This window comes from Dyella sp. C11 (genome assembly GCF_003121485.1).
GTDB lineage: Bacteria > Pseudomonadota > Gammaproteobacteria > Xanthomonadales > Rhodanobacteraceae > Dyella.
In genome coordinates this window covers 13359-39248 of record NZ_QAVX01000004.1, presented here as the reverse complement: position 1 = coordinate 39248, position 25890 = coordinate 13359, and the positions used below count along the sequence as shown (strand labels likewise).

At 65.2% G+C, this 25890-nt stretch carries 22 protein-coding genes; 16 read left to right on the top strand and 6 right to left on the bottom strand.

All coding sequences use genetic code 11. The features are described 5' to 3' along the window. Positions 1-196: 196 nt before the first annotated feature. From DK366_RS05720 to DK366_RS05690, 7 genes are all read left to right on the top strand, one after another. Positions 197-598: a response regulator gene (locus DK366_RS05720; protein ID WP_304529331.1), complete on the top strand. Its 402-nt coding sequence runs from the start codon at positions 197-199 to the stop codon at positions 596-598. 31 nt (positions 599-629) lie between these two features. Continuing rightward, complete coding sequence (locus tag DK366_RS05715) at positions 630-1001, top strand: response regulator (protein ID WP_109124580.1); 372 nt, start codon at positions 630-632, stop codon at positions 999-1001. Positions 1002-1009: 8 nt separating this feature from the next. Further along, the gene (locus DK366_RS05710) at positions 1010-1549 is read left to right on the top strand and encodes a chemotaxis protein CheW (protein WP_109124579.1); all 540 of its coding nucleotides are present in this window, start codon (positions 1010-1012) and stop codon (positions 1547-1549) included. A gap of 122 nt (positions 1550-1671) precedes the next feature. Continuing rightward, on the top strand, positions 1672-3702 hold the full coding sequence (locus tag DK366_RS05705; protein ID WP_109124578.1) for a methyl-accepting chemotaxis protein: 2031 nt from the start codon (positions 1672-1674) through the stop codon (positions 3700-3702). Between the two features lie 86 nt (positions 3703-3788). Then, entirely contained in the window at positions 3789-9965 is a 6177-nt protein-coding gene (locus DK366_RS05700) for an Hpt domain-containing protein (protein WP_109124577.1), read from the top strand. Beyond that, the gene (locus DK366_RS05695) at positions 9958-11826 is read left to right on the top strand and encodes a chemotaxis protein CheB (protein ID WP_109124576.1); all 1869 of its coding nucleotides are present in this window, start codon (positions 9958-9960) and stop codon (positions 11824-11826) included. The genes DK366_RS05700 and DK366_RS05695 overlap by 8 nt, the downstream gene beginning before the upstream one ends. After that, positions 11823-12299: a chemotaxis protein CheW gene (locus DK366_RS05690; RefSeq protein ID WP_109124575.1), complete on the top strand. Its 477-nt coding sequence runs from the start codon at positions 11823-11825 to the stop codon at positions 12297-12299. Before DK366_RS05695 ends, DK366_RS05690 begins: the two co-directional genes overlap by 4 nt. A gap of 139 nt (positions 12300-12438) precedes the next feature. On the opposite strand, the gene DK366_RS05685 is transcribed toward DK366_RS05690, so the two are convergent. After that, on the bottom strand, positions 12439-13173 hold the full coding sequence (locus DK366_RS05685; RefSeq protein WP_109124741.1) for a 16S rRNA (uracil(1498)-N(3))-methyltransferase: 735 nt from the start codon (positions 13171-13173) through the stop codon (positions 12439-12441). 172 nt (positions 13174-13345) lie between these two features. Here DK366_RS05685 and DK366_RS05680 point away from each other — a divergent pair, with 172 nt between their 5' ends. After that, positions 13346-13684 (top strand): hypothetical protein, encoded by a 339-nt coding sequence (locus DK366_RS05680; RefSeq protein WP_109124574.1) that lies wholly within the window; start codon positions 13346-13348, stop codon positions 13682-13684. Here DK366_RS05680 and DK366_RS05675 read toward each other — a convergent pair. Further along, the gene (locus DK366_RS05675) at positions 13681-15039 is read right to left on the bottom strand and encodes an adenosylmethionine--8-amino-7-oxononanoate transaminase (RefSeq protein ID WP_109124573.1); all 1359 of its coding nucleotides are present in this window, start codon (positions 15037-15039) and stop codon (positions 13681-13683) included. The two genes, DK366_RS05680 and DK366_RS05675, sit on opposite strands and share 4 nt — an antisense overlap. Before the next feature lie 50 nt (positions 15040-15089). Between DK366_RS05675 and gspN the strand changes: the two genes are divergently transcribed. From gspN to mazG, 6 genes are read left to right on the top strand one after another with little or no spacing between them, the layout of a single operon-like run. Continuing rightward, the gene (gene gspN, locus DK366_RS05670; protein WP_109124572.1) at positions 15090-15875 is read left to right on the top strand and encodes a type II secretion system protein N; all 786 of its coding nucleotides are present in this window, start codon (positions 15090-15092) and stop codon (positions 15873-15875) included. Next, positions 15872-16654 carry an inositol monophosphatase family protein gene (locus tag DK366_RS05665; protein WP_109124571.1) on the top strand — a complete coding sequence of 261 codons (783 nt, stop codon included), beginning with the start codon at positions 15872-15874 and terminating at the stop codon, positions 16652-16654. The genes gspN and DK366_RS05665 overlap by 4 nt, the downstream gene beginning before the upstream one ends. Before the next feature lie 9 nt (positions 16655-16663). Beyond that, a complete protein-coding gene (locus DK366_RS05660; protein WP_109124570.1) occupies positions 16664-17008 on the top strand; it encodes a hypothetical protein in 345 nt (114 codons plus the stop codon). Positions 17009-17029: 21 nt separating this feature from the next. Further along, a complete protein-coding gene (gene nudE / locus DK366_RS05655) occupies positions 17030-17587 on the top strand; it encodes an ADP compounds hydrolase NudE (protein WP_109124569.1) in 558 nt (185 codons plus the stop codon). Next, on the top strand, positions 17584-18411 hold the full coding sequence (gene cysQ / locus DK366_RS05650; protein WP_109124568.1) for a 3'(2'),5'-bisphosphate nucleotidase CysQ: 828 nt from the start codon (positions 17584-17586) through the stop codon (positions 18409-18411). The genes nudE and cysQ overlap by 4 nt, the downstream gene beginning before the upstream one ends. Beyond that, positions 18408-19211: a nucleoside triphosphate pyrophosphohydrolase gene (gene mazG, locus DK366_RS05645; RefSeq protein ID WP_109124567.1), complete on the top strand. Its 804-nt coding sequence runs from the start codon at positions 18408-18410 to the stop codon at positions 19209-19211. Before cysQ ends, mazG begins: the two co-directional genes overlap by 4 nt. Before the next feature lie 102 nt (positions 19212-19313). On the opposite strand, the gene DK366_RS05640 is transcribed toward mazG, so the two are convergent. Beyond that, positions 19314-19862 (bottom strand): hypothetical protein, encoded by a 549-nt coding sequence (locus tag DK366_RS05640; protein ID WP_109124566.1) that lies wholly within the window; start codon positions 19860-19862, stop codon positions 19314-19316. Positions 19863-20009: 147 nt separating this feature from the next. On the opposite strand from DK366_RS05640, the gene DK366_RS05635 reads away from it, so the two are divergent. Further along, positions 20010-20780: a DUF2807 domain-containing protein gene (locus DK366_RS05635; RefSeq protein ID WP_109124565.1), complete on the top strand. Its 771-nt coding sequence runs from the start codon at positions 20010-20012 to the stop codon at positions 20778-20780. 16 nt (positions 20781-20796) lie between these two features. Here the strand turns inward: DK366_RS05635 and DK366_RS05630 are convergent, their stop codons facing one another. From DK366_RS05630 to DK366_RS05620, 3 genes are read right to left on the bottom strand one after another with little or no spacing between them, the layout of a single operon-like run. Then, positions 20797-21909 carry an SLC13 family permease gene (locus tag DK366_RS05630; RefSeq protein WP_109124564.1) on the bottom strand — a complete coding sequence of 371 codons (1113 nt, stop codon included), beginning with the start codon at positions 21907-21909 and terminating at the stop codon, positions 20797-20799. Continuing rightward, a complete protein-coding gene (locus DK366_RS05625) occupies positions 21910-24393 on the bottom strand; it encodes an FtsX-like permease family protein (protein WP_109124563.1) in 2484 nt (827 codons plus the stop codon). A 34-nt stretch (positions 24394-24427) separates the two neighbouring features. Beyond that, complete coding sequence (locus DK366_RS05620) at positions 24428-25171, bottom strand: ATP-binding cassette domain-containing protein (RefSeq protein ID WP_232820933.1); 744 nt, start codon at positions 25169-25171, stop codon at positions 24428-24430. Between DK366_RS05620 and DK366_RS05615 the strand changes: the two genes are divergently transcribed. Continuing rightward, complete coding sequence (locus tag DK366_RS05615) at positions 25170-25787, top strand: arylesterase (protein ID WP_109124562.1); 618 nt, start codon at positions 25170-25172, stop codon at positions 25785-25787. The two genes, DK366_RS05620 and DK366_RS05615, sit on opposite strands and share 2 nt — an antisense overlap. Positions 25788-25890: the final 103 nt, after the last annotated feature.

Here is a 25890-nt window from a genome sequence, read left to right as displayed (position 1 = left end):
TAGGACGCTTAACTTAAGATTTCTCCTTGACGTTACGTCAGGCAGGCGGTAAACAGCACGAACGAGTGCCTGCCGGCTGAAGGTTTGCTGTACGTCGTCGCCGATGTGCAGATTTGTATTCACAGGGCACCGCCAGCCCACCGGTATGGCGGTTGCACGATTTACCTGAGCCAGGGGCGGGTCGCAGGGGGGTGTTGTGAACTTGAACATAAGTGGAAATGGCCTGGCCGGCCTCAAGGTCATGGTTATCGACGACTCGAAAACCATTCGCCGAACCGCCGAAACCTTGCTGAAGAAAGAAGGTTGCGACGTGCTCACGGCTGTGGACGGTTTCGAGGCTCTCGCCAAGATCTCCGACCAGAAGCCCGCCATCATCTTCGTCGACATCATGATGCCGCGCCTTGACGGCTATCAGACGTGCGCGCTGATCAAGAACACTCCGCAATTCCGCGCCACGCCGGTCATCATGCTCAGCTCGAAAGACGGCCTGTTCGACAAGGCGCGTGGCCGCATCGTGGGCGCCGAACAATATCTGACCAAGCCGTTCACGCGTGATGAGCTGCTGGGTGCAATCCATCGACATGTCGTTACGGTTTAAGTCGGACGACTACAGGGTCTGAGGGGGGCCTGTGGCCAATATTCTCATCATCGACGATTCGCCGACGGACGTGCGCGTGTTCACCACGCTGCTCGAACGCGCGGGTTACCAGGTCGATTCCATCGGCAACGCCGAAGACGGCATCGAGCGCGTGCGCGCTGCGAAGCCCGATCTTGTGATCATGGACGTCATCATGCCGGGCATGAATGGCTTCCAGGCCACGCGCACGCTCACGCGCGATCCGATCACGTCCAACATTCCGATCGTCATGATCACCACCAAGTCGATGGAGACCGACCGCGTGTGGGGCCTGCGCCAGGGTGCGCGCGCCTTCATCACCAAGCCGGTCAACGAAAAAGACTTGCTGGCCTGCATCAACGACCTTTTGCCTAACGCGGCGTGAGGTAGACGATGAGCCAGACCGCCTCGCTCTCGCCTTTCGAAATCCTCGCCCGGTACGAGCGCCTGTCTTTGGCGCATGCCTCCGGTACGCCGGAAAGCCTTGAGGCTCCTGGCCTCTGGCGCGGCATTGGCTTTCGCGCCGGCAGCCGCCTGTTCGTCAGTGGCATCGACGAAATCAGCGAACTGCTGGCCGTGCCGTCGCTGACGTCGGTGCCGGGCACGCAAGCCTGGTTGCTGGGCGTGGCGAACGTACGCGGCAACCTGGTGCCGGTCATCGACCTGGCACGCTTCCTGTTTGGCGAACGCACGCAGTCCACCGAACGCACGCGACTGCTCGTCGTGCGCCAGGGCGGTGGCAGCGTGGCGTTGATGGTGGATGAAGTCTTCGGGCAGCGCACGGTCGACGCCGAACAGCGTCGCCAGGCCGAGCAGGAAGACGATCCGCGTTTGGCACGTTTCGTGGATGATCGTGTAGGCGAACCGCGACTGGCTGTCTTCAGCATGGGCAAGCTGGTACGCGCGCCGGACTTCCGTCAAGCCGCGGCCTGACGCGCAATACGCAACAGTTGAACCATAAGTAGGACCGGCGCCGCCTGGGGCCGGAATCAGGGCGATGATCCGACGCCTTCGCCGGCATGGGCGGCGAAGCGTAGAAGGGCGAGGTGAACGAAATGAGCACTACAGGGGGCGTGGGCAAAGAGCGGGGCTATACAGGCCTGATCATTGCGCTGGTCATTGCGTTCGGTTTTACGGGTGTCGACTTCGCCATGCTGACGTTGCGTGGTCGCGAGGACACACAGGCGACGGGTCTTACCACCCAGATCCAGGTGTTGTCGCAGCAGACGGCAAAGCTTGCACTCGAAGCCGCGGACGGTAACGTCGATTCCTTCAAGGAATTGGAAACCAACCGCAACACCATCGATGCGGCCATCCAGCGCCTCAACAAGGGCGATGAGAAGGGCGGCATGAAGCCCTATGCCGACAACAACGCCACACCGGCCGGCCGCGCAGTCAGCGCACTCAGCAACGCCTGGGGCCAGCTCGACGCGGACATCGGCAAGATCCTGTCGAACAAGGCGCTGGTGGTGGACTCGGCGCAGCGCGCCGCCACCCTGGGCCGCGAACTGCCCGTGCTGAACTCCAGCATGGAGCAGGTGGTGAACATCCTGCAGCAGCACGGCGGCAGCGCGGAGCAGACCTACACCTCCGCTCGCCAGATGGTGCTGGCTGACCGAATGATCCGCCGAGTGCAGGAAGTGCTGCAGGGTGGCGACGCCTCGCAGCCTGCCGCCGACGGCCTCGCCCGCGACGGCCAGCTCTATGGCTCGGTGCTCAAGGGCCTGCTCGAAGGCAACACCGAAGTGGGCGTGCGCTCGATGGGCGACGCCAACGCACGCAAGATCCTTACCGACATGCAGGGTCAGTGGGACAACCTGCAGGATCCCGTCGGCAAGCTGGTCAGTGCTGCAGGCAACCTCAGCGACGTGAAGCGCGCCGGCAACCAGGCCTCGCTCGACTCGCAGAACGTGCTGCTGCGCGCGAACGAACTGGCCGACCAGATCGGCAAGCTGCCCACGCGCCGCCTGTTCCCGAACCTGTGGTGGGGCGTGCTGGGTGCGATTGGTGCAGCGGCCTTCCTTGCCGTTCTTATCGTGCAGTTGATCGCCGACCAACGCCGCCGCTTCCAGGAGTCGACCGAACTCAACCAGCGTAACCAGGAGGCCATCATGCGCCTGCTGGACGAAATGGGTTCGCTCGCCGAAGGTGACCTGACCGTCAAGACCACCGTGACCGAAGACATCACGGGCGCCATCGCCGACTCGGTGAACTACGCCATCGACGAATTGCGCACCCTGGTGACGACGATTAACGAAACGTCCGAGCAGGTGTCGTCCTCGGCGCAGGAAACGCAGACCACCGCGCGTCACCTGGCCGAGTCCGCACAGAACCAGGCGCAGCGCATCAGCACGGCGACCACCGCGATCAACCAGATCGCAAGCCTGATGGATACGGTGTCCAAGGACTCCGCCGAGTCGGCCGACGTGGCCGAACGCTCCGTGAAAATCGCATCGCGCGGCGCCGAAGTGGTGCGCGAGACGATCTCGGGCATGGACTCCATTCGCGACCAGATCCAGGAAACCTCCAAGCGCATCAAGCGCCTGGGTGAGTCTTCGCAGGAAATCGGCTCCATCGTGGAACTGATCAACGACATTGCCGAGCAAACCAACATCCTCGCCTTGAACGCCGCCATCCAGGCAGCGTCCGCCGGTGAAGCGGGTCGCGGTTTCGCAGTGGTGGCAGACGAAGTGCAGCGCCTCGCAGAACGTTCCGCGAGCGCCACGAAGCGAATCGAAACGCTGGTTCAGACCATTCAGTCCGATACCAACGAAGCGGTGAACTCGATGGAACAGACCACCGCCGAAGTGGTGGCGGGTGCCCGACTCGCGGAGGACGCGGGTAGCGCACTGGGCGACATCGAGCGCGTGTCGCACGACTTGTCCGCGCTGATTCAGAACATCTCCACCCAGGCGCGCCAGCAGTCGACCGCGGCAACGGATATCTCGGTGTCGATGAATGCGATCCAGGAAATCACCTCGCAGACCTCGCAGGGCGCGAGCCAGACGGCCGACTCGATTGGTTATCTGGCCCAGCTGGCGAGCGACCTGCGTCGTTCGGTGGCCCACTTCAAGCTGCCGGGTTAAGTGAGTAGTTGGCTGATAACGATTTTCACGGGGGGCAACCTCGCCGGTTGCGTGACAAAGCGTTACGTGGCCGCTGAGAGGGGCGCATGAGACTTCAAGACCATATCGATTTCACCACCCTGCAATGGGTCAAGCCCGAGCTCGACGAGACGCTCGCCCTTGCCCGTGAGCAGTTGGAGGCCTACGTCGACAACCCGGGCAACCGGGATGCGATGCGCTCCTGCGCGGACAGCCTGCACCAGGTGCACGGCACGCTCCGCATGGTTGAGCTGTACGGCGCGGCCATGGTCACCGAGGAGATGGAAACGCTCTCCATCTCGCTGATGGAAGACCACGTTGCCAATCGCGAGGAAGCCTACGCCGCGCTGATGCGTGGCCTGATGCAGCTGCCCGACTATCTCGAACGCCTTTCCGGCGGTCATCGCGATGTGCCGGTGGTGCTGCTGCCGCTGCTGAACGATCTGCGTTCCAGCCGTGGCCAGCAGGCGCTGCACGAATCGGCGCTGTTCACGCCCAATCTCGAAGTCGCGCTGCCGCCCCAGGCGCCGGTGCCGATGCCGGAAGTCAATGGCGAGCGCCAGCGCAACGAAGTCACCACGCTGCGCCTGCGCTTCCAGCAGCAGCTGCTGTCGTGGTTCCGCGGGCAGGGCAATGACCAGCAGCTGGGCGGCATGATCCAGACGCTGGACGCCATCACCGCGCGCTGTCACACCATCCCGGGCCGTCGCCTGTGGTGGATCGCTGCCGGCGTGCTGGAAGGCGTGCAGCAGGGTGCGCTGAAGCAGCAGACGGGCGAAGTGCGCCAGCTGATCGGCAAGGTCGATCGCAGCATCCGTCAGCTCGTCGAGCACGGCGAAGCCACCTTGCGCGGCGGCGACGCCGACGAACTCGCACGCAAGTTGCTGTACGTGGTGGGCCAGGTCCGTCAGGGCAGCCCGCGCATGGAACAGTTGCGCCAGACCTATTCGCTCGATGCGCTGTTGCCCGAAGCCAGCGAGATCGAACACGCCCGCGGTTCCATGGCCGGCCACAACCGCGCGCTGCTGGATTCCGTCGCCAAGGCGTTGAAGGACGACCTGCTGCGCGTGAAGGAATCGCTGGACCTGTTCCTGCGCCAGAGCGATGCCGACCCGGCGCAACTCGCCAGCCAGACCGAAATCCTCGAACGCGTCGGCGACACGCTGGGCATGCTTGCCCTGGGCGTGCCTCGTCGCGTGGTGAACGAACAGCGTCGCGTGCTCGACGAAATCGCCAGCCGCGTGCGCGCGCCGGATGAAGAGCTGCTGCTCGATGTTGCCGGTGCGCTGCTTTACGTGGAAGCGTCGCTCGACGACCACATCGAAAGCCTCGGCGCCGATGGCGAAGTCGTCACCGAATCGCCGACGTCCATGCTGCCGCGCAGCGAGGCTCGCCATATCCTCGCCACGCTGATGCACGAGGCGACCGCCAACACCGCCAAGGTGAAGGACGCCATCGTCGCCTACGTGGAATCCGGCTGGCAGTCGCAGCAGCTGGGCACCGTCAGTGCGCTGATGGACGAAGTCGCCGGCGCCATGCGCATGCTGTCCGCACCGCGCCCGGCCGAACTGGCCGAAGGCATCGGTCGCTTCGTGGGCAATGAACTGCTGATTGATCGCCGCGTGCCCAGCACCGGCCAGATGGATCACCTCGCCGACGCCCTCGCCGCGCTCGAGTACTACCTCGAGGCCGCGCGCGAGCATCGCGGTGGCCTTGAACACATCCTCGATGTGGCCGAGCACAGCCTCAGCAGCCTCGGCTACTGGCCGCCGCCGGCAGCACGTGAAGCCGTCGAAGACGACATGGTCGAGGCGCCCGAGCACATTGCTCGCGCCACCGATGCCGCGCTCGCCGCTGCGCTGGCCAATCAGCCGGAGCTCTCCGAAAGCGTCAGCCTGGCGCATGGCGACGACCTGTCGGGCCTGATCGTTGGCCACAGCGAAACGCCGGAACCGGTACCGCAGGAAATCACCGGTCTGCGTCTGGCCGACACGGTTCACGTCACGCCGCAGGAGCAGCTCAACGCGGGCGAAGACGACTGGATCGAAATCGAGGAAGAGATCGTCGAAGAAGTGCCGGTCGCCGGCGCGGGCGCATTCGATGCGGGCTTCCAGTCCAGCACCGCAGGCATCGACGACGACATCCGCGACATCTTCCTGGAGGAAATGCAGGAAGAGATCGACAACCTGCACGCCACTCGCAAGACGTGGCTGGCCGATCCGCTGCAGTTCGACGCGCTCACGTCGATCCGCCGTTCCTTCCACACGCTCAAGGGTTCGGGCCGCCTGGTCGGCGCCTCGCTGCTCGGCGAGTTCGCGTGGAAGGTCGAGAACATGCTCAACCGCGTGCTGGATCAGTCGATCCCGCCGGCGGAGAACGTGCAAGAAGTGGTGGTGGCCGCCATCGACGCGCTGCCGCAGCTGCGCGCAGCCCTGATGGGCGAGGGCGCAGTCACGGCGCCGGTGATGGCGATCATGGAGATCGCCGAGCGCCTGTCGTCGGGTCAGCCCGAAGCCTCGTTGGCCGATGTGCCGACCACCGGCGCGACCGAAACGGTGCGCCGCACGGTACGTCGTCGCGTGCCGCGCGTGGACGTGGCCGCGGAAGCCATTCCCGCCGCCAGCCTTGCCGACATCGAAACCACGCATGCCGACGAGCCGGTTTCGGCGTTGCCGGCGCACGACATCATCGAAGCACCGGTGATGCCGCCGATTGATCCGGTGTTGCTGGAAATCCTGCGCAGCGAAGTGGCGCAGTACCTGGCCACCATTCGCACGGCGATCAACCGTACCGACGGCGAACTGCGCGTCGAGGACAGCCTGCTGCGCGCGGTGCACACGTTGCACGGCGCCATCGCGATGGTCGACATCCCGGTGCTGACGCAGCTGTTGTCGCCGCTGGAAAGCCTGCTCAAGCGCCTGCGCGCCGCTGGCAAGCCGCTGTCGCCGGAAGGCGTGCTGCTGCTGAGCCAGAGCGCGGATGCGGTCGATCACGTGATGGGTCAGTTCGACGTCGCGTCGCCGCAGCTGCCGGACCTGGACAGCCTGATCCATCGCCTGGCCGAGCTGCGCGACAGCCAGCCCGAGCCGCAAGTGGCCCACGTGCTGTTCGAAACGCCGGCCGACGTGGCAGAAGAAGTCCCGACGCACGTTGCCGAGCCAACGCACGAAGAAACGCATGGCGCGTCGCTGGACGAAGCGCTCTCCGACGCCACGGAATCGGCCGAGCACGTCGAGCACATCGAGCTCGCCGCACCGCCGGTGTCGCCCGAAGCCGACATCTACGCCGACGAGTTGCTTGCCGCGCTGGGCGAGTTCGACCTGGACGCGCATCTGCCGGCCGCCGATCAGCTCTCGCATCACACGCCGGCATCCGCGCCCGTTATCAGCAAGGACGACGAGGACGATTTCGCCAAGGTCTACGCCGACCTGCTCGACGAGGCGGAAACGCTGGAAGTGGGCCCGGTTGCCGACGAGCTGGATACGCCTGCCGATCACGCCGTGCATGCCATCGAGATCGAAGAGACGGAGATTCCGCCCGTCGAGATCGAGGCCGCGCACGTCGACGCCACGCACGAATCCGTACCCGTCGCTGACGCGGCGGACGCCGAGGTCATCGAGCCGGTGGAACCGGCATCGGTCGAAGAGATCGTGCTTGAAGCGCCGGTGTTCAGCGAACCCGCGGCAGAAGAGACCATCGCCGAGGAAGTGCAGGCACCCGTCGCGGAAGAACCCGTCGTCGAAGAGCCGGCCGTCGAAGAACCGGTCGTCGCCGCACCTGCTGTCGAAGAGCCGGTGGTGGAAGAACCGGTTGCCGCCGCCACGCACGCGCCTGTCGACGAAGTGGTGGACGAAAACGCCTTGCTGCCCAACCAGATCGACCCCGATCTGCTGGAAATCTTCGTCGAGGAAGCGCGCGAGATTCTCGACCACTCGGACAGCGTGCTCGCCCAATGGCGTGCCGAACCGACTGCCATCGAACATCTCGGCGACATCCTGCGTGACCTGCACACCCTCAAGGGTGGCGCGCGCATCGCCGGCATGGTGCCGGTGGGCGATCTCACGCACGCCATCGAAACGGCGCTGGAAAAGCCGCTGCACGCGGATTCCGCGCATATCGGCGAGCTGATTGCTGCGCTGGAAGTAGGCTTCGACAAGTTGCACGGTCTGGTGCAGCTGGTGTCGCAAGGCCGTCCGGTGCCGTACCCGCAGGCGATCATCGATCGCTTCCTGGGCATGTCCACCGAAGCTGTCGCGACGGAACCCAGCGAAGCCGCTGCCGTCGAAGCGAAGGACATCGCCGAGCCGGTCAACGTCGTGCCGTTCCCGGCACGCCTTGCGCCGTTGCCGGAGCTTTTACCGGAAGAACGCGACGAAGCGCCGAGCACACCGCAGGAACAGATCCGCGTTCGCGCCGAACTGCTCGACACGCTGGTGAATCACGCGGGCGAGGTCGCGATCTACCGTTCGCGTCTCGAACAGCAGGTTGCCGGCTACCGCTTCAACCTGGTCGAACTCGACCAGACCGTGCAGCGTCTGCGCGGCCAGCTGCGCATGATGGAAATCGAAACGGAAGCGCAGATCATCGCGCGCTTCCAGCGCGAGCATCGCGAAGCGGGCATCTCGGTGTTCGACCCGCTCGAACTCGACCGCTTCTCGCAGCTGCAGCAGTACTCGCGTGCGCTGGCCGAGTCGGTATCCGACCTTGTGTCCATTCAGGGCATGCTGGACGAACTGACCCGACAGGCCGAAACGCTGCTGATCCAGCAGTCGCGCGTGAGCTCGGAACTGCAGGAAGGCTTGCTGCGCACGCGCATGCTGCCGTTCGACACCATGGTGCCGAACCTGCGCCGCACGCTGCGCCAGGCCGCACAGGAAGAAGGCAAGGGCGCCCAGCTGTACGTGGAAGGCGCCCACGGCGAAATGGATCGCAACCTGCTCGACCGCATCAAGGCGCCGTTCGAGCACATGCTGCGCAACGCCGTGGCACACGGTATCGAGTCGCCGAAGGATCGCCGCAAGGCAGGCAAGCCGGAAGAAGGCGCGGTGCGCATTCGCGTGGCACGTGAAGCGACCGAAGTCGTGGTGCGCGTGACGGACGACGGCCGTGGTCTCGACCGCGACGCCATCCGCAAGCGCGGTATCGAGCGCAACCTGATCCGCGCCGATGCACGTCTCAGCGACGACCAGGTGCTCGCCCTCATCACGCAGCCGGGCTTCTCCACCGCCAGCACCGTGACCCAGCTCGCTGGCCGCGGCGTGGGCATGGACGTGGTGGCGAACGAAATCAAGCAGCTTGGCGGTGCGCTGTCCATCGAGTCGAAGGAAGGCCAGGGCACCACCTTCGTGCTGCGCCTGCCGTTCACCCTCGCGGTGACGCAAGCCATCCTGGTTCGTATTGGCGAAGCCAACTTCGCCATCCCGATGACCTCGGTGCAGGGCGTGGCGCGCATCAGCCCGTCGGAACTTGCCGAGCGCATGGCCGATGCGGAACCGACGTTCCCGTACGGCGGCGAAAGCTTCGACATCCACGACCTGTCGGATCTGCTTGGCACGGCGTCGTCGCATGCCGCTGACGAAGAACAGATCCCGTTGCTGCTGACGCGTTCGGGCGACCTGCGCGCTGCGATTCGCATCGATGCCGTGATCGGCTCGCGCGAAATCGTGGTGAAGTCGGTCGGTCCGCAGATCAGTTCGGTGCCGGGCATTCTCGGCGCGACGATCATGGGCGACGGTTCGGTGCTGATCATTCTTGATCTCGCTCCGCTGGTGCGTCATGGCGTGGCCCGCCGACTGGCTCGCCTGGAAGAAGGCCTCACCGCTGTCGCCACGCCAGTGGTCGAAGAAGAGCGCGTGCGTCCGCTGGTGATGGTGGTCGACGACTCCATCACCATGCGCAAGGTCACCGGTCGCGTGCTGGAACGCCACGAGTACGAAGTCACCACCGCCAAGGACGGTGTCGACGCACTCGAAAAGCTGCACGAGCGCGTGCCTGACCTGATGCTGCTCGACATCGAAATGCCGCGCATGGACGGTTACGAGCTGGCCACGCACATGAAGGCGGACCCGCGCTTGCGCGACGTGCCGATCATCATGATCACCTCGCGTACCGGCGATAAGCATCGCCAGCGCGCGTTCGACATCGGCGTGGACCGTTACCTCGGCAAGCCTTACCAGGAGGCCGAATTGCTGGCACAGATCGGTGAGGTGCTCGAGCAGCGCACCACGGAGTCGCTCAATGGCTGAAACGGCGACTGCGGTAGCGCTGTTGTTCGATGACGTGGCACTCGGCGGTCAGCTGCGTGAAGCGTTGCAGGAACGCGGGGCGAGGATCGTGCACGAAGGTGCGCTGTCCACCCTCAGCAAGCAGATGGTCAACACCACCGGCGCCGAAGTGCTGGTGGTGAATCTGGACGAAGATGCGGCCGACGATATCGATCGTCTCTATGACGTGATCGAAGGCGACCGCCCGCGCGTGGTCTTCAACGACGCCGCTGCCAGCCGTTCGCTCGATGGCTGGGATCGTGCGCGCTGGGCGCGCCATCTCGCGGTGAAGGTGATGGCGCAGGGCGACCTTGATCCGCCACGTCCGCTGGATGCACCGGCCGTGCCTGAGGTGGCCGAGCCGGTCGCCGTGGTCGAAAGCGTGGAGATCCCGCCCGTTCCGGCGTTCGACGAACCGGTGTTCGCGGCCCCCGTGGAAGAGGTCGAGCCGGTCGTGGCGACGCCGGAAACGGTGGAAGCGAACGAAGTCGAATCCGAATCGCTCGCCGCTGAACTCGAGGCGCTGCTCGCCGCCGATGAGCCCGCTGCGACTGACGAAGAACACAGCCTGCTGGCGACGTTGCACGCCGAGCAGGAGCCGCTGCACATCGACGATTTCGCGGCCTTTGCCGATCTCCCGGCCGATGAGGCCGAAAGCGAGTTCGGTTCGGGCCTCAAGTTCACGGCCGACGATGACCTGCCGCCGCTGCACGATGGCAATTTCGCCGCGTTCGATGGCCACACGCATGTGGCCGATGAGGATGTCGGTTCGACGCTGAAATTTGGCGCGGACGACGCGTTGCCGCCGCTGCACGATGGTTCGTTCGGCTTGGACACGCTTGCCACGCAGGGCCCGGCGCCGTTCGAGGCGCCTGCGCCGGAAGCGGCGTCGCGCCAGATGCCATCGTTCCAGCTGGATCACCTCTCGCTGGCGCCGTTGGACGATTCGTTCATGCCGGCGGCTCCCGCAGAAAGCGAGGCGAAGTCGCCGTCGCTGCTGGGCACCGCATCGAGTTGGTCGCTGGTTGATGAAGGCGAGGCTGCTGCACCGGCGCCAGCCGCGCCGCCGCCGCTCCCTGCTCAGCCTTCGGAATTCGGCATCGAGAAACTCAGTGCGGCCGATTTCCTTGCGCCGGAAGGTGGCGCAGAGGCGTCCTCCATCATCGAGCCCGGCATGAAGCTGGAGCTGGTGTCGATGGAAGAAGCGCTTGCTCCTCGCGACTTCGAGAGCAGCGGCACTGAAATGATGCTGGATGATCTCGATAGCGCGATCGGTCGCCTGCTGGTGCTTGGCGCTGCAGCCGACAGTCTTGAGGCGGTCTGCTCGTTCCTTTCCATGCTGCCGCCGAACCTTCGCGCGGCGGTGCTGCATGTCCAGCATCTGGGCGGCAAATCGGTGGATGCGTTGTCCGACACCTTGACCCGCTACAGCGAACTGCCGGTACGTGTTGCCACGCCGGGCGCCCGCGCCCGCGTCGGCGAAGTGCTGGTGGTGCCCGATGGACAGCAGGCGCGCGTGAATCGCGACGGTCGCGTGGAACTGCAGCCGCTGGAAAACAACGACATGCGCAGCTCGCCGATCGATGCGAGTTTCACGCTGGCGGCCAATGTGTTCGGCCGCAATGCGCAGGCCATCGTGTTCGCCGGGCAGGCCAACGATGCGCTGGGTGGCTGCCAGGCCATCCACGATCGCGGTGGCCAGGTGTGGATCGAGTCGTCGGACGGCCAGTTCGCCGATATGGTGCACGGCATCGAAGCCGAGCGTTTGCATAGTTATTCGGGCACGCCGGCGGAACTGGCGGCGCGCCTGGTAGAAGAGATGTCGATGGAGGGCCGGCGATGAGCGATCTGCCACTACCGCGTGAAATCCGTTGCGTACTGGTGCCGGTTGGCAACTTGCGCCTGTTGTTGCCCAACGCCACCGTGGCCGAAGTGATCACCATGCCCGCGCCCGAGCCGGTGGAGAACTCGCCATCCTGGTTGCTGGGTCGTATCGCATGGCGTGGCTGGCGCGTGCCGCTGGTGTCGTTCAACACGCTCGCCGGTGCGGGCGAGGGCGACAGCGAGCAGTCCTTCCGCGTTGCCGTGCTGAAGGCGCTGGGCGGTCATGCCGACCTGCCGTTCATCGCGGTGGTCACGCAGGGTTTCCCGCGCCTGACCACGCTCAACGCCGAGCTGATCATTCCCACCCACGACGGCGCACCGTTGCCGCCGGGCGTGAAGGCCCAGGTGCTGGTGCGCGACGACATCGCGGTCATCCCGGACCTGGAAGGCATCGAAGCGGAGCTGCTGGATTTGCTCGAACTGGCAAGCTGAGTTTTCGCTGCCGCTTTGCTCAAAAGCACGCCCCTCGTGGGCGTGTTTTTGTTTCTCCAGCCGGCAGAACCAACTCTATGCAAGACCGTCACTCCGGCCAGCGCCCGAATGACGAGCACAGAGGGCGGTCCTTGGCTGCTCAGATATCCCCGTGCAGCGCCTGCAACGCCGCCAACGCCGCGAGCCCGGCCGTTTCCGTGCGCAGTATGCGCGGACCCAGTCGCAGGCCACTGAAGCCGGCTTCGCCGAGCGCAGCCGTATCGCGCTGGCCCAGTCCACCCTCAGGCCCCACCACCAGCACGCCGCCGGCGGGAGTAAAGGAAAGTTCGTTGGCCTGGCGTGTGCCCTCGGGCAGGAGTGCCAGGCGCAAGGCGCCATCCTGCGGCAACTGGCGAAGCCACTGTTCCAGCGGTACGGCGGGAAGCACTTCCGGCAGGCGCGCGCGACCGCTTTGCTCGCATGCGCTGGCTGACACGGCCTGCCAGTGGGCCAGCCGCTTTTCGGCGCGGCTGGCATCGAGCTTCACTTCCGAACGCTCGGTGATCAGCGGAACGATGCGCGCCACGCCCAGCTCGGTCGCCTTCTGCACGATCAGGTCCATCTTCTCGCCGCGGGCCACGCCCTGGGCGAGCGTGAGCGCCAGCGGCGACTCATTGCCCACGGGTTCGGCGGCTTCCACGCGCACCGAGACATCGCGCTTGCCCACGGCCACGATCACCGAGGGGTAATCCACGCCATCGCCGTTGAACAGCGTGATGGGGGCTCCGGCGGTCATCCGCAGCACGCGCGCCACGTGCTCGCCGGCCTGGGCGGGCAGGCCAAGTTCCTGGCCCACGGCCAGCGGCAGTTCGACATGTATGCGGATCGTGCGCATGAAGCGTTCTTGGAATGCGGAAAACAAAAGCATAGCGGACCGGCCGGAGGCCGTCCCATGCGGCTTGCGGCCGGTTAGCTGAACGCCCGGGAGATGCTGTCGGAGCAGCATTTGCGGACGGGCAGGCCGCGGAGCAGCATGTCAGGTATCCCTCACTCCCCGGAGGTGGATCATGCTCACCAAATCATTGCTTGTTCTTGGCCTGGCGTTGGGTCTCGCGCCGCTTGCATGGGCCCAGCAGACGTCCGCCGTGTCGGGCGCCACGGTTCAGTCGGCCCAGCAGGACACCGCGACCCAGGCCAACCCCGATGCGTCACGCACGCCGCTCAAGCCTGGCAACCGCAATTGCCTGCAAACCACCGGCAGCCTGATTCCGGCGAAACCCGGTACCTGCCTGCCAGTCGCAGGTCGCAGCTACAGCAGCCAGGACATCCGCAACACCGGCTCGCCGACGCTGGGGCCCGCGCTGCAACAGCTGGACCCGAGCATCACGGTAAGCGGCGGTCACTAGGCGACTGCGCGTTCCATGCCGGCGATAGCGGTGTCGACCAGATGGTCGATCTCGTCGGTGGTGACCACGTAGGGCGGCATGAAATAGATCACGTCGCCCAGCGGTCGCAGCAGGGCGCCGTGTTCCAGGCCGTGCAAATACACGCGCAGCCCACGCCGGTCCGTTGACGGGAACGGCGTGCGGGTTGCCTTGTCCGCCACCAGTTCCACTGCGGCGATCATGCCGGTCTGGCGTACATCGGCCACGTTTGGATGATCACGCAGCGGCGCCAGGCGCTTGGCCAGGTGTGCGGACAAGATTTGATTGCGCTCCAGCACCGGTTCGTCGCGGAAGATGCGCAGCGTTTCCAGCGCCACGCGACACGCCAGCGGATTGCCCGTATAGCTGTGCGAATGCAGAAATGCCTTGCCTGCGCTGTACTCCGCGTAGAAGGCCTCATACACCTGCATGGTCGTAAGCACCGCCGACAGTGGCAGAAAACCACCTGTAAGACCTTTGGACAAACACATGAAATCGGGTGACACATCTGCCTGTTCGCAAGCGAACAGCGTGCCCGTGCGCCCAAAGCCCACGGCGATTTCGTCGGCGATGAAATGCACGTTGTACGCGTCGCACAGGCGACGCAAGCCGGCGAGATAGTCCGGGTGATACATGCGCATGCCGCCCGCGCACTGCACCAGCGGCTCGACAATCACTGCACATACTTCGTGTGCGTGTTGTTCCAGCAACTGGCGCAGTTCTTCCAGGCGCCGGGCGGCAACCTCGGTCGCACTTTCACCGGGCTGCGCCTCGTAGGTATCGGCAGATGGCGCCAGGATCGGCGTAAGCAGCAACGGCGCATACGTCTTGCGGTAGAGCGCCACGTCGCTCACCGAAAGCGCACCCAGCGTTTCACCGTGATAGCTGCCGGTGAGCGCGATGAAACGCGTCTTCTCGCCATGCCCCTGATTAAGCCAATAGTGGAAGCTCATCTTCAGCGCCACTTCAATGGCCGCCGAGCCGTTGTCGGCAAGGAATACGCGATCCAGGCCCGGTGGCGTCACGCGGACCAGTTCCTCGGCCAGGGCCACGGCGGGCTCATGCGTGAAGCCCGCGAAAATCACGTGCTCCAGCGTGTTGGCCTGTTCCGCGAGAGCCGCTACCAGGCGTGGATTGGCGTGGCCGAAGATATTGGTCCACCACGAACTGATGCCATCGAGGTAACGGCGGCCTTGTGTGTCGATGAGCCACGCGCCTTCGCCGCGCGCAATGGGCACCATGGGTACCGTCTGGTGGTCGTGCATCTGCGTGCAGGGGTGCCACAGCAGGCTCAGGTCGCGACGCACCAGCGCGTCGGCAGCGGGGAGAGTGTTCATCCGGCTATGATCGGTGGTTCCAGCATGCTCGCTCAAGTCTGGGAGTCGATTTGAAGGTCTGGCGTACCCCGCTTATTGCCCTGGTGGCGCTGCTTTTCGTCGCTTTTGCGCTGCTTTGGTTCCTGCCCGCGCGCTGGGCCATGCCCTGGCTGGAATCGCGCCTGGGCGGCGTTCAATTGCAGGACGTCAGTGGCCTGGTATGGGACGGCAAGGCCGCCCACGTGTTGTCCGCCAAAGGCGAAGACCTGGGAGCGCTGCAATGGCAACTCTCCCGTTTCGCCTTGCTGGGCGACAATCGGTTGCATGTGGAACTGCATGGCCCGCGCGTTGATTTCGCCGGCCGCATGACCGGCGGCAAAGCGACCGACGCGACCTGGACGGACGTCCAAATGCGCATCGATCTCGGTGTATTGGGTTCGGGCCCCGTGGTGCTTGGAGGATGGCCGCGCGGCACGCTGCGTGTCACGGCTGGGCGCATCGAGCTGCAAGGCGGTTGGCCATGGACACTCGACGCACGCGTGCAATGGGATGACGCCGTCCTGCTGTTGCCACAACAGGGCAATCTGCTACTGGGCGGCCAGCGCGCCGATCTGCGCGCCACCAATGGCGTCATCGAAGGGCACGTGCAGGACGATGGCAAAGGGCCACTGCGTGTGGACGGACGCTTGCAGCTGAGTCCGCTCGCGCGTCGCTTCATGGCCGTCGTCGCACCACGCCATCGTGATCCCATGCTCGAACGCTGGTTGGCAGGCTTCGGTAGCGTGGATACCGATGGCGTCACGCACATCAACTACAGTGGCGGTCTTGCCGCCGCAATCCATGGGGAAAAACGATGAGCGAACTGGACCTGTCCAAGGCGCTGGATGCGGCGCGCGATGCCGCACAGGCTGCTGCCGTGGTGATTCGCCACTACTGGCGCAAGGGCGTGGCGGTGGAGCTGAAAAGCGACGACACACCAGTGACCGTGGCCGATCGCGAAGCCGAACTCGCCATTCGCGAGATCCTGCACAAGGCGCTGCCGCAGGCCGCCATCTACGGCGAGGAATTCGGTCGCGACGCGGGCACCCATGACCTGATGTGGATGGTGGACCCACTCGATGGCACCAAGAGTTTCGTGCGACGCACGCCGTTCTTCTCCACGCAGATCGCACTGATGCATCGCGGCGAGCTGGTGCTTGGCGTATCCCATGCGCCGGTCTACGGTGAGTCCATGTGGGCGAGTGCGGGTGGTGGCACATGGTTCGATGGTGAACGCGTGAACGTGGCTGCCACCCGTGACATGGCGCAGGCATCCATCTCCACCGGCAACATCAAGACACTCACGAAGGACGCGCGCTGGCAGGCCCTGGGCGCGATGATCCGCGACAGCAACCGCATTCGTGGCTACGGCGATTTCTGCCACTACCACCTGCTGGCGCGTGGCAGCCTGGACCTGGTGATCGAGTCGGACGTGAACATTCTCGACGTGGCCGCGTTGGCGGTGATCGTGCGCGAGGCGGGTGGCACGTTCACGGATATCCATGGCGGTGCGCTCACGCTCGACACCACCAGCGTGCTGGCGGGTACGCCGGCCATTCACGCGCGGGCGCTCGAACGCCTTTCAGCGGCTGTCTGAGGAACCTTCATGGAAGCGTTGATCCCGGTTTACAGCATTCTCCTGGGCAGCTCGCCGATGTTTGTCGCGGCGATTGTCGGCATCGTGATGGCGGCACTGTTCTGGCCGCGGGCGCGCCAGTCGGCAGTGCTGATGATCGTGGCCTGCGTCCTGGAAATTCTGCTGATGTTCGCCGCGGCGGCCATGACCGGCCGGTATGTGCCCCAGACGATGCACAGCGAGGGCATTTCCAGCATCCAGCACCTCATGGTGATCTGGGGCGTGCTGAGCAGCCTGCTGCATGCGATCGTGTTCGGCTTGCTGGTCTGGGCGGCCTTTGCCGGCCGCGGCCATGCCGTTCCGGCGCGTCGCTGACGCCCGCGCTACAATCGAACGATGCCAAAGCCTCCCATCATCCATGCCACCCGGGACGTGCACGACAGCAGCTTTCTCCGCGTCGAGCAGCTCGACCTCGAATTTTCCAACGGCGAGCGCCGCACCTACGAGCGGTTGAAGGGCAGTGGGCTCGGTGCCGTCATCATCGTGCCGATGATCGACGACGAAACCGTGCTGCTGGTGCGCGAATACGGCGCAGGCGTGGGGCGCTATGAACTGGGCCTGCCCAAGGGGCGCCTGGATCGCGACGAAACGGTGGAGCAGGGCGCCGATCGCGAGCTCAAGGAAGAGATCGGCTACGGCGCGCACAAGCTCAAGATCCTGCACAACCTCTCGCTGTCTCCTTCGTACATGACGCACATGGCGCATGTCGTGCTGGCCCAGGATCTGTATCCCGAGCGGCTGCAGGGCGACGAACCGGAAGAACTGGAAGTGATTCCGTGGAAACTCGCCGACCTGCACACGCTGGTCGCCCGCGACGATGTGACCGAAGGACGATCCATCGCCGCTCTTTTCATGGCCCGCGAATACCTTGCCGGCCGTTTCTCCCCGACATGACCGACGCACCTTTCTCCACGCTGCTGCAACAGATTGCAGCGATTGCCCGCGATGCCGGCGAAGCCATCCTGGTGGTCTACGGCGAAGATTTCGAAGTGGAACGCAAGCAGGATCATTCACCGGTGACTGCAGCGGATCTCGCTGCGCAGCGCGTGATTACTGCGGGCCTCGCGAAGCTCGATGATGTTCTGCCGGTGATTTCCGAAGAAGCGCGCGCCGCGCCGTGGTCGCAGCGCCGCGATTGGGACCGTTACTGGCTGGTCGATCCGCTGGATGGCACGCGCGAGTTCATCAAGCGCAACGGCGAGTTCACCGTGAACATCGCGCTGATCGACAACCACCAGCCGGTGCTTGGCGTGGTGCTGGCGCCGGTCACCGGTGAGCTTTACGCCGCGGCCCGGGGTGAGGGCGCGTGGATGCAGCGCCAAGCCGGCGACGCCTGGCAGCGCATTACCACCCGCAAGCTGACGCAGCCGGCAACGGTAGCCGGCAGCCGTTCGCACGGTGCGTCCGGCGCGGCGCTGCTGGGTCAGCTGATTGGCGATGATTACGCGTCGATGCCGCTCGGTTCGTCGCTCAAATTCTGCCTAGTGGCGCGTGGTGATGCGGATGTCTATCTGCGTCGTGGCGCCACCAGCGAGTGGGATACGGCAGCGGCGCAGAGCGTGCTGGAAGAAGCCGGCGGCGCGGTGCTCGATCTCGCCGGTGAGCCGCTGCGCTACAACCGTGGCGAATCGCTGATCAATCCCGAATTCATTGCCATCGGCGATGCCTCCATCGACTGGAAGGCACGGCTGCAGGCAGCCGACCTGGAAGCTTCATGAGCGAACCCCGGCAGCACAGCATGGATGACCTGCTCGCCATCATGGCGCGCCTGCGCGATCCGCAGAACGGTTGCCCGTGGGACGTGAAGCAGGATTTCTCCACCATCGCGCCGTACACCATCGAAGAGGCGTACGAGGTGGCCGACGCCATCGATCGCAAGGACTGGCCGGATCTGCGCGACGAGCTGGGCGACTTGCTGCTGCAGGTGGTCTTCCACGCGCAGATGGCCAAAGAAGCGAACCTGTTCGAGTTCGGCGATGTGGCGCATGCCATCAGCGACAAGATGCTGCGTCGCCATCCCCACGTGTTCGGGGACGAGAGCTATGACGACATCGAAGCGCAGAAGCAGGGCTGGGAAGACATCAAGGCTGCCGAGCGCGCCGCCAAGGGCGCCGCGCACGCCGACAGCGCGCTGGCGGGCGTATCGCGTGGCCTGCCCGAGTGGAAGCGTGCGCTGAAGCTGCAGGCTCGCGCCGCGAAAGTGGGCTTCGATTGGCCGGACGAACAGCCGGTGCTGGACAAGCTGCTGGAAGAAGTGGACGAAGTGCGCGCCGAGTTTGCCAATGGCCGCGATATCCAGCGTTTGCAGGACGAAATTGGCGACGTGTTGTTCGTGGTGGTGAACCTGGCGCGCCATGCGGGCGTGGATTTCTCGCAGGCGTTGCGCCATGCCAACGCCAAGTTCGAGCGTCGTTTCCGCGCCATGGAGCACATGGCGCGCAGCGAAGGGAAGCCGTTGCCCGAGCATGATCTCGCGTCCCAGGAAGCGCTCTGGCAGCGGGCCAAAAGCACCGACTGAATCGCGGCAAGGCGTGCAAAAAAAGGAGGCACGGGCTCTGGGGTTCCCGTGCCTCAGGTCAAGGCGCTGCCTAACGGCAGTGCCGTTTTTCTTCTTATCCGGTCAGGACTGGGGAGCGGGCTTCGCCTGGTTGCGGCGCTGTTCCCAATCGCTGCGCATCTTGTCGAACTCGGCGCGCTTCTTCGCCTCGTTGCTCAGGTTTTCATCCAGGCTCTTGCGCAGCGTGGCAATGGCCTGGTCCGTATTGGCCGGTGCGGACTGCACGCGCGCCAGCTGGTGGTACACGTAGGTGCGTACGCGCGGGTCCTGTGACTTGGCCAGCACGTCGTTGTACAGCGCCGGCAATTCCTTGGTGCGCCCGCTTTCGCGATAGAGGCGTTCAAGCGCCGCAAGGTCACCAATCACCGGTGACTCCGGCGCACCCATGCCCGGACCACCCAAGCCCGGGCCGCCGAAACCGGGGCGTCCCATGCCGGGCCCGAAACCAGGACCATCCATGAAGTCGGGTGCGCCACCACGGGCGGCAGGAGCGGGCTTGGCGGCTGCACCCTTGGTCGGTGCCGGCGGTGCGGCGTCCTGCGCGATCACGAGCGTGGCCGCGCCGGCAACCATCATGGCGAGGGCGGAGGCGAGCAGTGTCTTGCGTTGCATGGCAGAGAGGTCTCCACGGGGTTCGTGAGAACTCAAACGCCGTTTGCGGGCCTGCGTTGACGAGTGGACGGATTTATCCACTCCACGCCTCTAAACCTTTTGGCGGGAAGCGCCATCCAAAGGTGGTCCCACAACAAGGAGCTTTCCATGCGCCGTCTCATGCTCGCTGCCCTGCTGCTTGCCCCGCTGGCGTCACACGCCGCGGACGAATGCAAATACCAGGCACCGCGAAATCTCACGCTCGACCTTGCCGGCGTGCGCGAAGTGCAGGTGGAACTGCACAGTCACGACCTTCATCTATCCGGAACCACCGGCACCGGTGGCACGGTGACGGGCAAGGCCTGTGCCTCCGATCCCAAGCTGCTGGACGACCTGACGGTGACCCAGCATCGCGAAGGCGATCGCCTGATCGTGGAAGCTGGCAATCAGGGCCACGCCCACATCTCGTTCGGTTTCAGCTACACCGGCCTGAAGCTGGACATGCAGGTACCCGCGCAAATCCCGGTGGTGCTCAATGTCGGCTCGGGTGACGCGTGGGTCAGCAACCTGCAGAAGCTGAGCACGCAGGTGGGTTCAGGCGACGTGCACGTCAGCAAGATCTCGGGCCCGTTCTCGTTGAGCGTGGGGTCGGGCGACATCGACGTGAATGACGTCGGCCGCCTGGATGCCGGCTCGGTCGGTTCCGGCGATCTGAAGATCAACGGCGTGCGTGGTGATGCGCGCGTGGGCAGTGTTGGTTCGGGCGACATCGGCATCCGCAACGTGGGCGGCAGCGTTCGCGTGGATACCTTGGGCTCGGGCGACCTGGGCGTGCACGACGTGCAGGGCGATTTCACGCTCGGCGCCAAGGGCAGCGGCGATGTGAGCCACTCGGGCATCAAGGGCAAGGTGAGCGTGCCGCACGATCGCGACGACTGACGTCGCGATTCAGCGATCACCCCAGCCAGCGCCACACCATGTAAACCAGCGGCGCGCATACCAGCAGGAACGGTATGGACACCGTATGCAGCAGCCGGGCACCGCCCGGCTGTTTTGCAAGGCGCAGCGCGATCAGGTTGGCCAGCGAGCCGATGGCTACGCCGAAACCACCGACGTTCACCGCCACGGCAAGCCCCATCGCATCGGGTGCGTGGCGCAACAGCAGCACGGTGGCCGGCACGTTGCTGATCAGCTGTGATGCCACGATGCCGCTGGCATACAGCGTCAGTGGATTTTCCAGGTTGAGGCTTTCCAGCCCGCGCTGCACGACGGCGAGTTCGGCGAAATGACCCAGGCCCAGGAAAATCGCGGCGAACGTGGCCAGCAGCAGCCAGTCGACGCGACGCAAGGTGCTTTGTTCAAGCAGCGCAAACGGCACGAACAGCAGCAGCGCACCGATCACCGCATGGTTGTGCTCCATCATCACCACCATGCTGACCAGTGCACCGACGGAAAGCATGGCCTGCACAACCGAGACGGGGTGGCCGTCGATATCCTTCGCATGAAGAATCACGCGGCCACGCGGCATCCACACGACGGTCAACAGCAGCACGAGTACGAACATCGTGCCGAAGGTCGGCAGCATCTTTTGCAAGAACTCCAGGAACGGCAGATGCGTGTACTGCCACAGCAGCAGGTTCTGCGGATTGCCGATGGGGCTGAGCGTGGAGCCGGCGTTTACGGCCAGGGCTTCCAGCACCACCATGCGCATCACCGGCAGGTTGGAAATGCTGCCAATGGCCACCGTGAGCGGCACGAGCAGAAACAGGCTCACGTCGTTGGTCAGTACCATCGACAGCAGCGCCGTGGCGCAGACCAGCAATACGCCCAGGCCCCGCAGCGAATGCACGCGTTCCACCAGCGCCGCCGCCGCGTGTTGCACAAGACCGCTGTCGCGAATGCCCTGGATGCAGATCATCAGGCCCAGCAGGCCGGCGAGCGTGGGCACCTGCAGCCAGCGCTGATGGGTTGCCAGAGGCTGCGGGTCGACAATGGCCAGCACCACGGCCAGCAGGCCGAAGCCGAGCAGAAGACGTTCGTGCGCGAGGCGTTTTATCCAGAGTGGCACTCAGCTTTCCCTTAGCAGGCGCATGGGCGACGTGCGGCTGACGCGCGCCGTGCCGGCGAGTCCCAGCACCATCACCACGAGCGCGGCAATGAACGCGGCGAGCAGCAACGATCCGATCGGCGGCACGAAGTGCTCGATATGGAAGATGGCATGCCCAAGCCATATACCCGTACCCGCTGCACCCAGGGCCGCGGTAAGACCCGCCACCAGTCCAAGCAGCCCGAATTCGCAGGCCGCCGCCATGCGCAGCTGCGTGCGACGCGCACCGAGCGTGCGCAGCAACGCGGCTTCATGGCGACGCTCCTGCGCACTGGAGGCCAGTGCCGCAGCAAGCACCAGTGCGCCGGCCAGCAGGCTGAAACCCAGTACCCAGCGCACGGCACCGCTCACCTGGTTCACGATCTCGCGCACGCGATCGAGCATGGCGTCCACGTCGATCAGGCTGAGATTGCTGTAGTCGCGGGACAGCTGTGCCAGATCCTCCGAATGACCGCGCGGCAGGTAGAAGCTGGCGATCCACGTGTGCGGCAACGAGGCTGCGTGCGCCGGGTCGAACAACAGGAAGAAGTTCACCCGGAACGAAGTCCAGTCCACTTTGCGGATGCTGCCCACGCGCGCATTGATGGTGCCTTCGCCGATGTCGAAGCTCATCATGTCGCCAACTTTCAGGCCGTACATGTCGCGCCACATCACATCGATGGACACTTCCGCCTCGGGCGGATGTTCGCCGTGCCATTCGCCGGCGATCACCTGGTTGCGAGGTGGCAGTTCACTGGCCCACGAGAGGCGCAGTTGGCGATCCGCCCAGTCCTTCGCGCGCTCGTCCTTGAACTGCATCTGGTCGATGGGCTTGCCGTTGATGGCGGTGAGCTTGCCCACGGCGAGCGGCAGCATGTTGAGCTTGTTGCCGCCGATGCGCGTGAGCGCCTGTTCAAAGCCTTCGCGCTGGTCGTCCTGCAGGTTGAGCACGAACCAGTTCGGCGTGTCGGACGGCAGTTCGCTGCGCCAGCCTTCCAGCATGGCAGGCGCGACGATGGCCAGCAGCAAGAGTGCCACCAGGCCAAGGCTGAGCGCCGTTGCCTGCACAAGGCTCATGCCGCGGCGTCGTGCCAGCGCGGCCAGGCCAAGGCGCAGCGCAGGGTGCGCACCGGGGGCAACGCGCCGCGCGATCCACAACAGCAACGCCGAGAGCAGGGCGGCGACAATGGCGACGCCCACCAGGCTTACCGCAAGAATGCCGGCCAGCTTCGCCGAGCCGCTCTGGCTCCAGATGAGCAACAGCGCGACCAGCGCGGGAACAAGGTAAAGCGCGTCGAAGCGGCGGACGCGACGCGCTGCGCTTTCGCGAAAGACGGCGACGGGCGGCACTTCCGCAAGCCGTGCCAGCGGCGGCAGGGAAAAGCCGGCGAGCACCGCCAGGCCCATCACCGCAGCGGCAGTGGCCGGGCCCAGCGGCAAGGTGGTGGGTATGGCGGAAAACAGCTGGCTGGCGAAGCTCCAGGTGACCTGCGCCAAGCCCAGCGCGATCAATCCACCCACGATGACGGAGGGCACGGCGAGCAGGCCGAGAGTTCCGACCAGCAAGCCAAGCACTTGCCGGCGTGGTGTGCCGAGTGCGCGCAGCAATGCCACTTCGTTCGTCTTGCGGCGTGCGTAGCGCTGCGCGGCGAGCGCAATGGCAACGCCAGCCAGCAAGGCGGAAAGCAGGGCGGTCAGCCGCAGAAAGGCGCTGGCGCGGTCGAAGGCACTGCGCATCCGTTCCTGCGTCTGTTCCGGCGTAATCAGCTCCGCACCTTGCGGCAGCGTTTGCGCTTCCACCCAGTTGCGCCAATCCGAGACCGGAGCAGGTTGGCCCGCGACCAGCAGGCGATGCCTGGCGCGGCTGCCCACGCCCAGCAGGCCGGCCTGTTCGGCATCAGCGATGTTCATGAGTGCGCGAGGTGCCATGGCCACCAGTTCGCCACCATCGGGCAGGCGTACCAGTTCGGCGGCAATCCGCAGGTCGCGTCCACCCAGTTGCAGGCTGTCGCCCACCTTGAGGTTCAATGCGACCAGCGCGCGGTGATCGAGATACACCGTGCCGACGCCCGGCCCGTGACCCACTGCGCTGCCACCGCTTCCCTGCGACAGCTCCATCGTGCCGCGCAGTGGGTAGGCGTTGTCGGTGGCAAGCACGTCCAGCAGTTGGCTCTGTTCGTGCGCGAACGCCACGCTGGGAAAGCTCGCGCCTTGCGTCACCTGCAGGCCGTCGGCGCGCGCCTGGTCGGCATAGTTGGCCGGCAGCGATTGCGGTGCACTGATGCCCAGGTCGCCGCCGATGAGTTCCGCCGCGCTGGCGAGTACGCCGCGTTCCATGCGCGCGGCCAGCGTGGCGACCACACCCAGCGCGACCACGGCCAGCACCAGCGACGCGCCCAGCGTGCGCAGTTCGGGCAGGTGCCATTCTCGGCGCAGGCTGCGGAAGGAAAGCGTCAGCAGCCGCATGCGCGATACCTCGTTACATCGGTCTTCGCAATGCTCATGGCGCCACCGCTGCGCTTGCACGCGGCGCGATGACGACACGGCCGTTGTCCAGCGTCACCTGGCGCGCGCAACGTGCGGCGAGCTTCGGGTCGTGGGTCACCAGCACCAGTGTGGTGTGGTGTTCCTGATTCAACGAAAACAACAAGTCGCTGACGTGCTGGCCCGTGCGTTGATCGAGGTTGCCGGTGGGTTCGTCCGCGAAAAGCAGGCGTGGCGCGTGCACGAAAGCGCGCGCAATCGCCACGCGCTGTTGCTCGCCGCCGGAAAGCTGCGCGGGATAGTGCCTGCGTCGCGCCGACAGCTCGACGGCGTCCAACGCTTCCCGGGCGCGTGCGCGGGCGTCGTCGCGCCCTTCGAGCTCCAGCGGCAGCATCACGTTTTCTTCGGCGGTCAAGGCGGGCAGCAGATGGAACGATTGGAATACAAAGCCGACAAGCCGGCGGCGCAGGTCGGCACGTGCTTCCTCATCCAGGCGTTCCAGCGCATGACCATCCAGCGCAATGTGCCCACTGCTTGGCGTGTCCAGGCCGGCCAGCAAGCCGAGCAGGGTGGTCTTGCCCGAGCCCGATGCACCGACGATGGCGAAGCTCTCGCCTTCGCGTACTTGCAGCGACACCGCAGTGAGGATGTCCAGGCGGCCCTCGGGCCCTTGCACCGACTTGCTAACATCGACCGCGTCCAGCAAGACGCCTTTTGCGCCCTGCGGATTCCCGGATATTGCGGAGGCATTGCCACTCATGCGTCGTTTCCTTTGCTGCCTGGTCGTGCTGTGGGGTGCCGTCGCCGGCACCGCGCAGGCGGCTCCGCCGAAAACCGTCCTCGTGCTGGGCGACTCGCTGTCTGCCGCGCACAACATTCCGGTCGAGGCCGGATGGGTGCATCTGCTCGGCGACCGTCTGGCCAAGATGGAGCCGGGTTGGACGGTGGTCAATGCCAGCATCAGCGGCGAAACGTCGTTGAGTGGTCGAAATCGCCTTCCCGCGTTGTTGGAGAAGGAGAAGCCGGCGGTGTTGATCATTGAATTGGGCGCCAACGATGGCCTTCGCGGCTTGCCGCTGGCGCCGCTGAAGGACAACCTGGCGGCCATGATCGACGCTGCCCAGAAAGCCCATGCACGCGTGCTGCTGCTGGGCATCGAACTGCCGGTGAACTACGGCCCGCAGTATCGCGATGGGCTTCGTGCCATTTATGCCGACCTCGCCAAGTCCAAGGGCACGGCCCTGGTGCCGTTCCTGCTCGATGGCGTGGCGCTCAAGCCGGAGCTGATGCAGGAGGACGGCCTTCACCCGGTGGCCGCCGGTGAGCCCATGGTGCTGGACACCGTGTGGAAGGGACTGGCGCCCCTGTTGCGTTAGCGTGAGGATAATTACAACCGCGCGTGAATCGGGCGGGTGTTCTTTCACGCAACCCTCACGACGCGGGTCGTTAGCTGTTCACCTTTGTGAAGTCAGCTTCAGG

Coding starts and splice junctions, on each gene's coding strand:
- cysQ (WP_109124568.1), top strand. CDS start 17,584: ATGACCGACGCACCTTTCTCCACGCTGCTGCAACAGATTGCAGCGATT.
- DK366_RS05695 (WP_109124576.1), top strand. CDS start 9,958: ATGGCTGAAACGGCGACTGCGGTAGCGCTGTTGTTCGATGACGTGGCA.
- DK366_RS05710 (WP_109124579.1), top strand. CDS start 1,010: ATGAGCCAGACCGCCTCGCTCTCGCCTTTCGAAATCCTCGCCCGGTAC.
- DK366_RS05635 (WP_109124565.1), top strand. CDS start 20,010: ATGCGCCGTCTCATGCTCGCTGCCCTGCTGCTTGCCCCGCTGGCGTCA.
- mazG (WP_109124567.1), top strand. CDS start 18,408: ATGAGCGAACCCCGGCAGCACAGCATGGATGACCTGCTCGCCATCATG.
- DK366_RS05685 (WP_109124741.1), bottom strand. CDS start 13,173: ATGCGCACGATCCGCATACATGTCGAACTGCCGCTGGCCGTGGGCCAG.
- DK366_RS05615 (WP_109124562.1), top strand. CDS start 25,170: ATGCGTCGTTTCCTTTGCTGCCTGGTCGTGCTGTGGGGTGCCGTCGCC.
- DK366_RS05690 (WP_109124575.1), top strand. CDS start 11,823: ATGAGCGATCTGCCACTACCGCGTGAAATCCGTTGCGTACTGGTGCCG.
- DK366_RS05675 (WP_109124573.1), bottom strand. CDS start 15,039: ATGAACACTCTCCCCGCTGCCGACGCGCTGGTGCGTCGCGACCTGAGC.
- DK366_RS05665 (WP_109124571.1), top strand. CDS start 15,872: ATGAGCGAACTGGACCTGTCCAAGGCGCTGGATGCGGCGCGCGATGCC.
- DK366_RS05640 (WP_109124566.1), bottom strand. CDS start 19,862: ATGCAACGCAAGACACTGCTCGCCTCCGCCCTCGCCATGATGGTTGCC.
- DK366_RS05680 (WP_109124574.1), top strand. CDS start 13,346: ATGCTCACCAAATCATTGCTTGTTCTTGGCCTGGCGTTGGGTCTCGCG.
- nudE (WP_109124569.1), top strand. CDS start 17,030: ATGCCAAAGCCTCCCATCATCCATGCCACCCGGGACGTGCACGACAGC.
- DK366_RS05620 (WP_232820933.1), bottom strand. CDS start 25,171: ATGAGTGGCAATGCCTCCGCAATATCCGGGAATCCGCAGGGCGCAAAA.
- DK366_RS05705 (WP_109124578.1), top strand. CDS start 1,672: ATGAGCACTACAGGGGGCGTGGGCAAAGAGCGGGGCTATACAGGCCTG.
- DK366_RS05625 (WP_109124563.1), bottom strand. CDS start 24,393: ATGCGGCTGCTGACGCTTTCCTTCCGCAGCCTGCGCCGAGAATGGCAC.
- DK366_RS05700 (WP_109124577.1), top strand. CDS start 3,789: ATGAGACTTCAAGACCATATCGATTTCACCACCCTGCAATGGGTCAAG.
- DK366_RS05660 (WP_109124570.1), top strand. CDS start 16,664: ATGGAAGCGTTGATCCCGGTTTACAGCATTCTCCTGGGCAGCTCGCCG.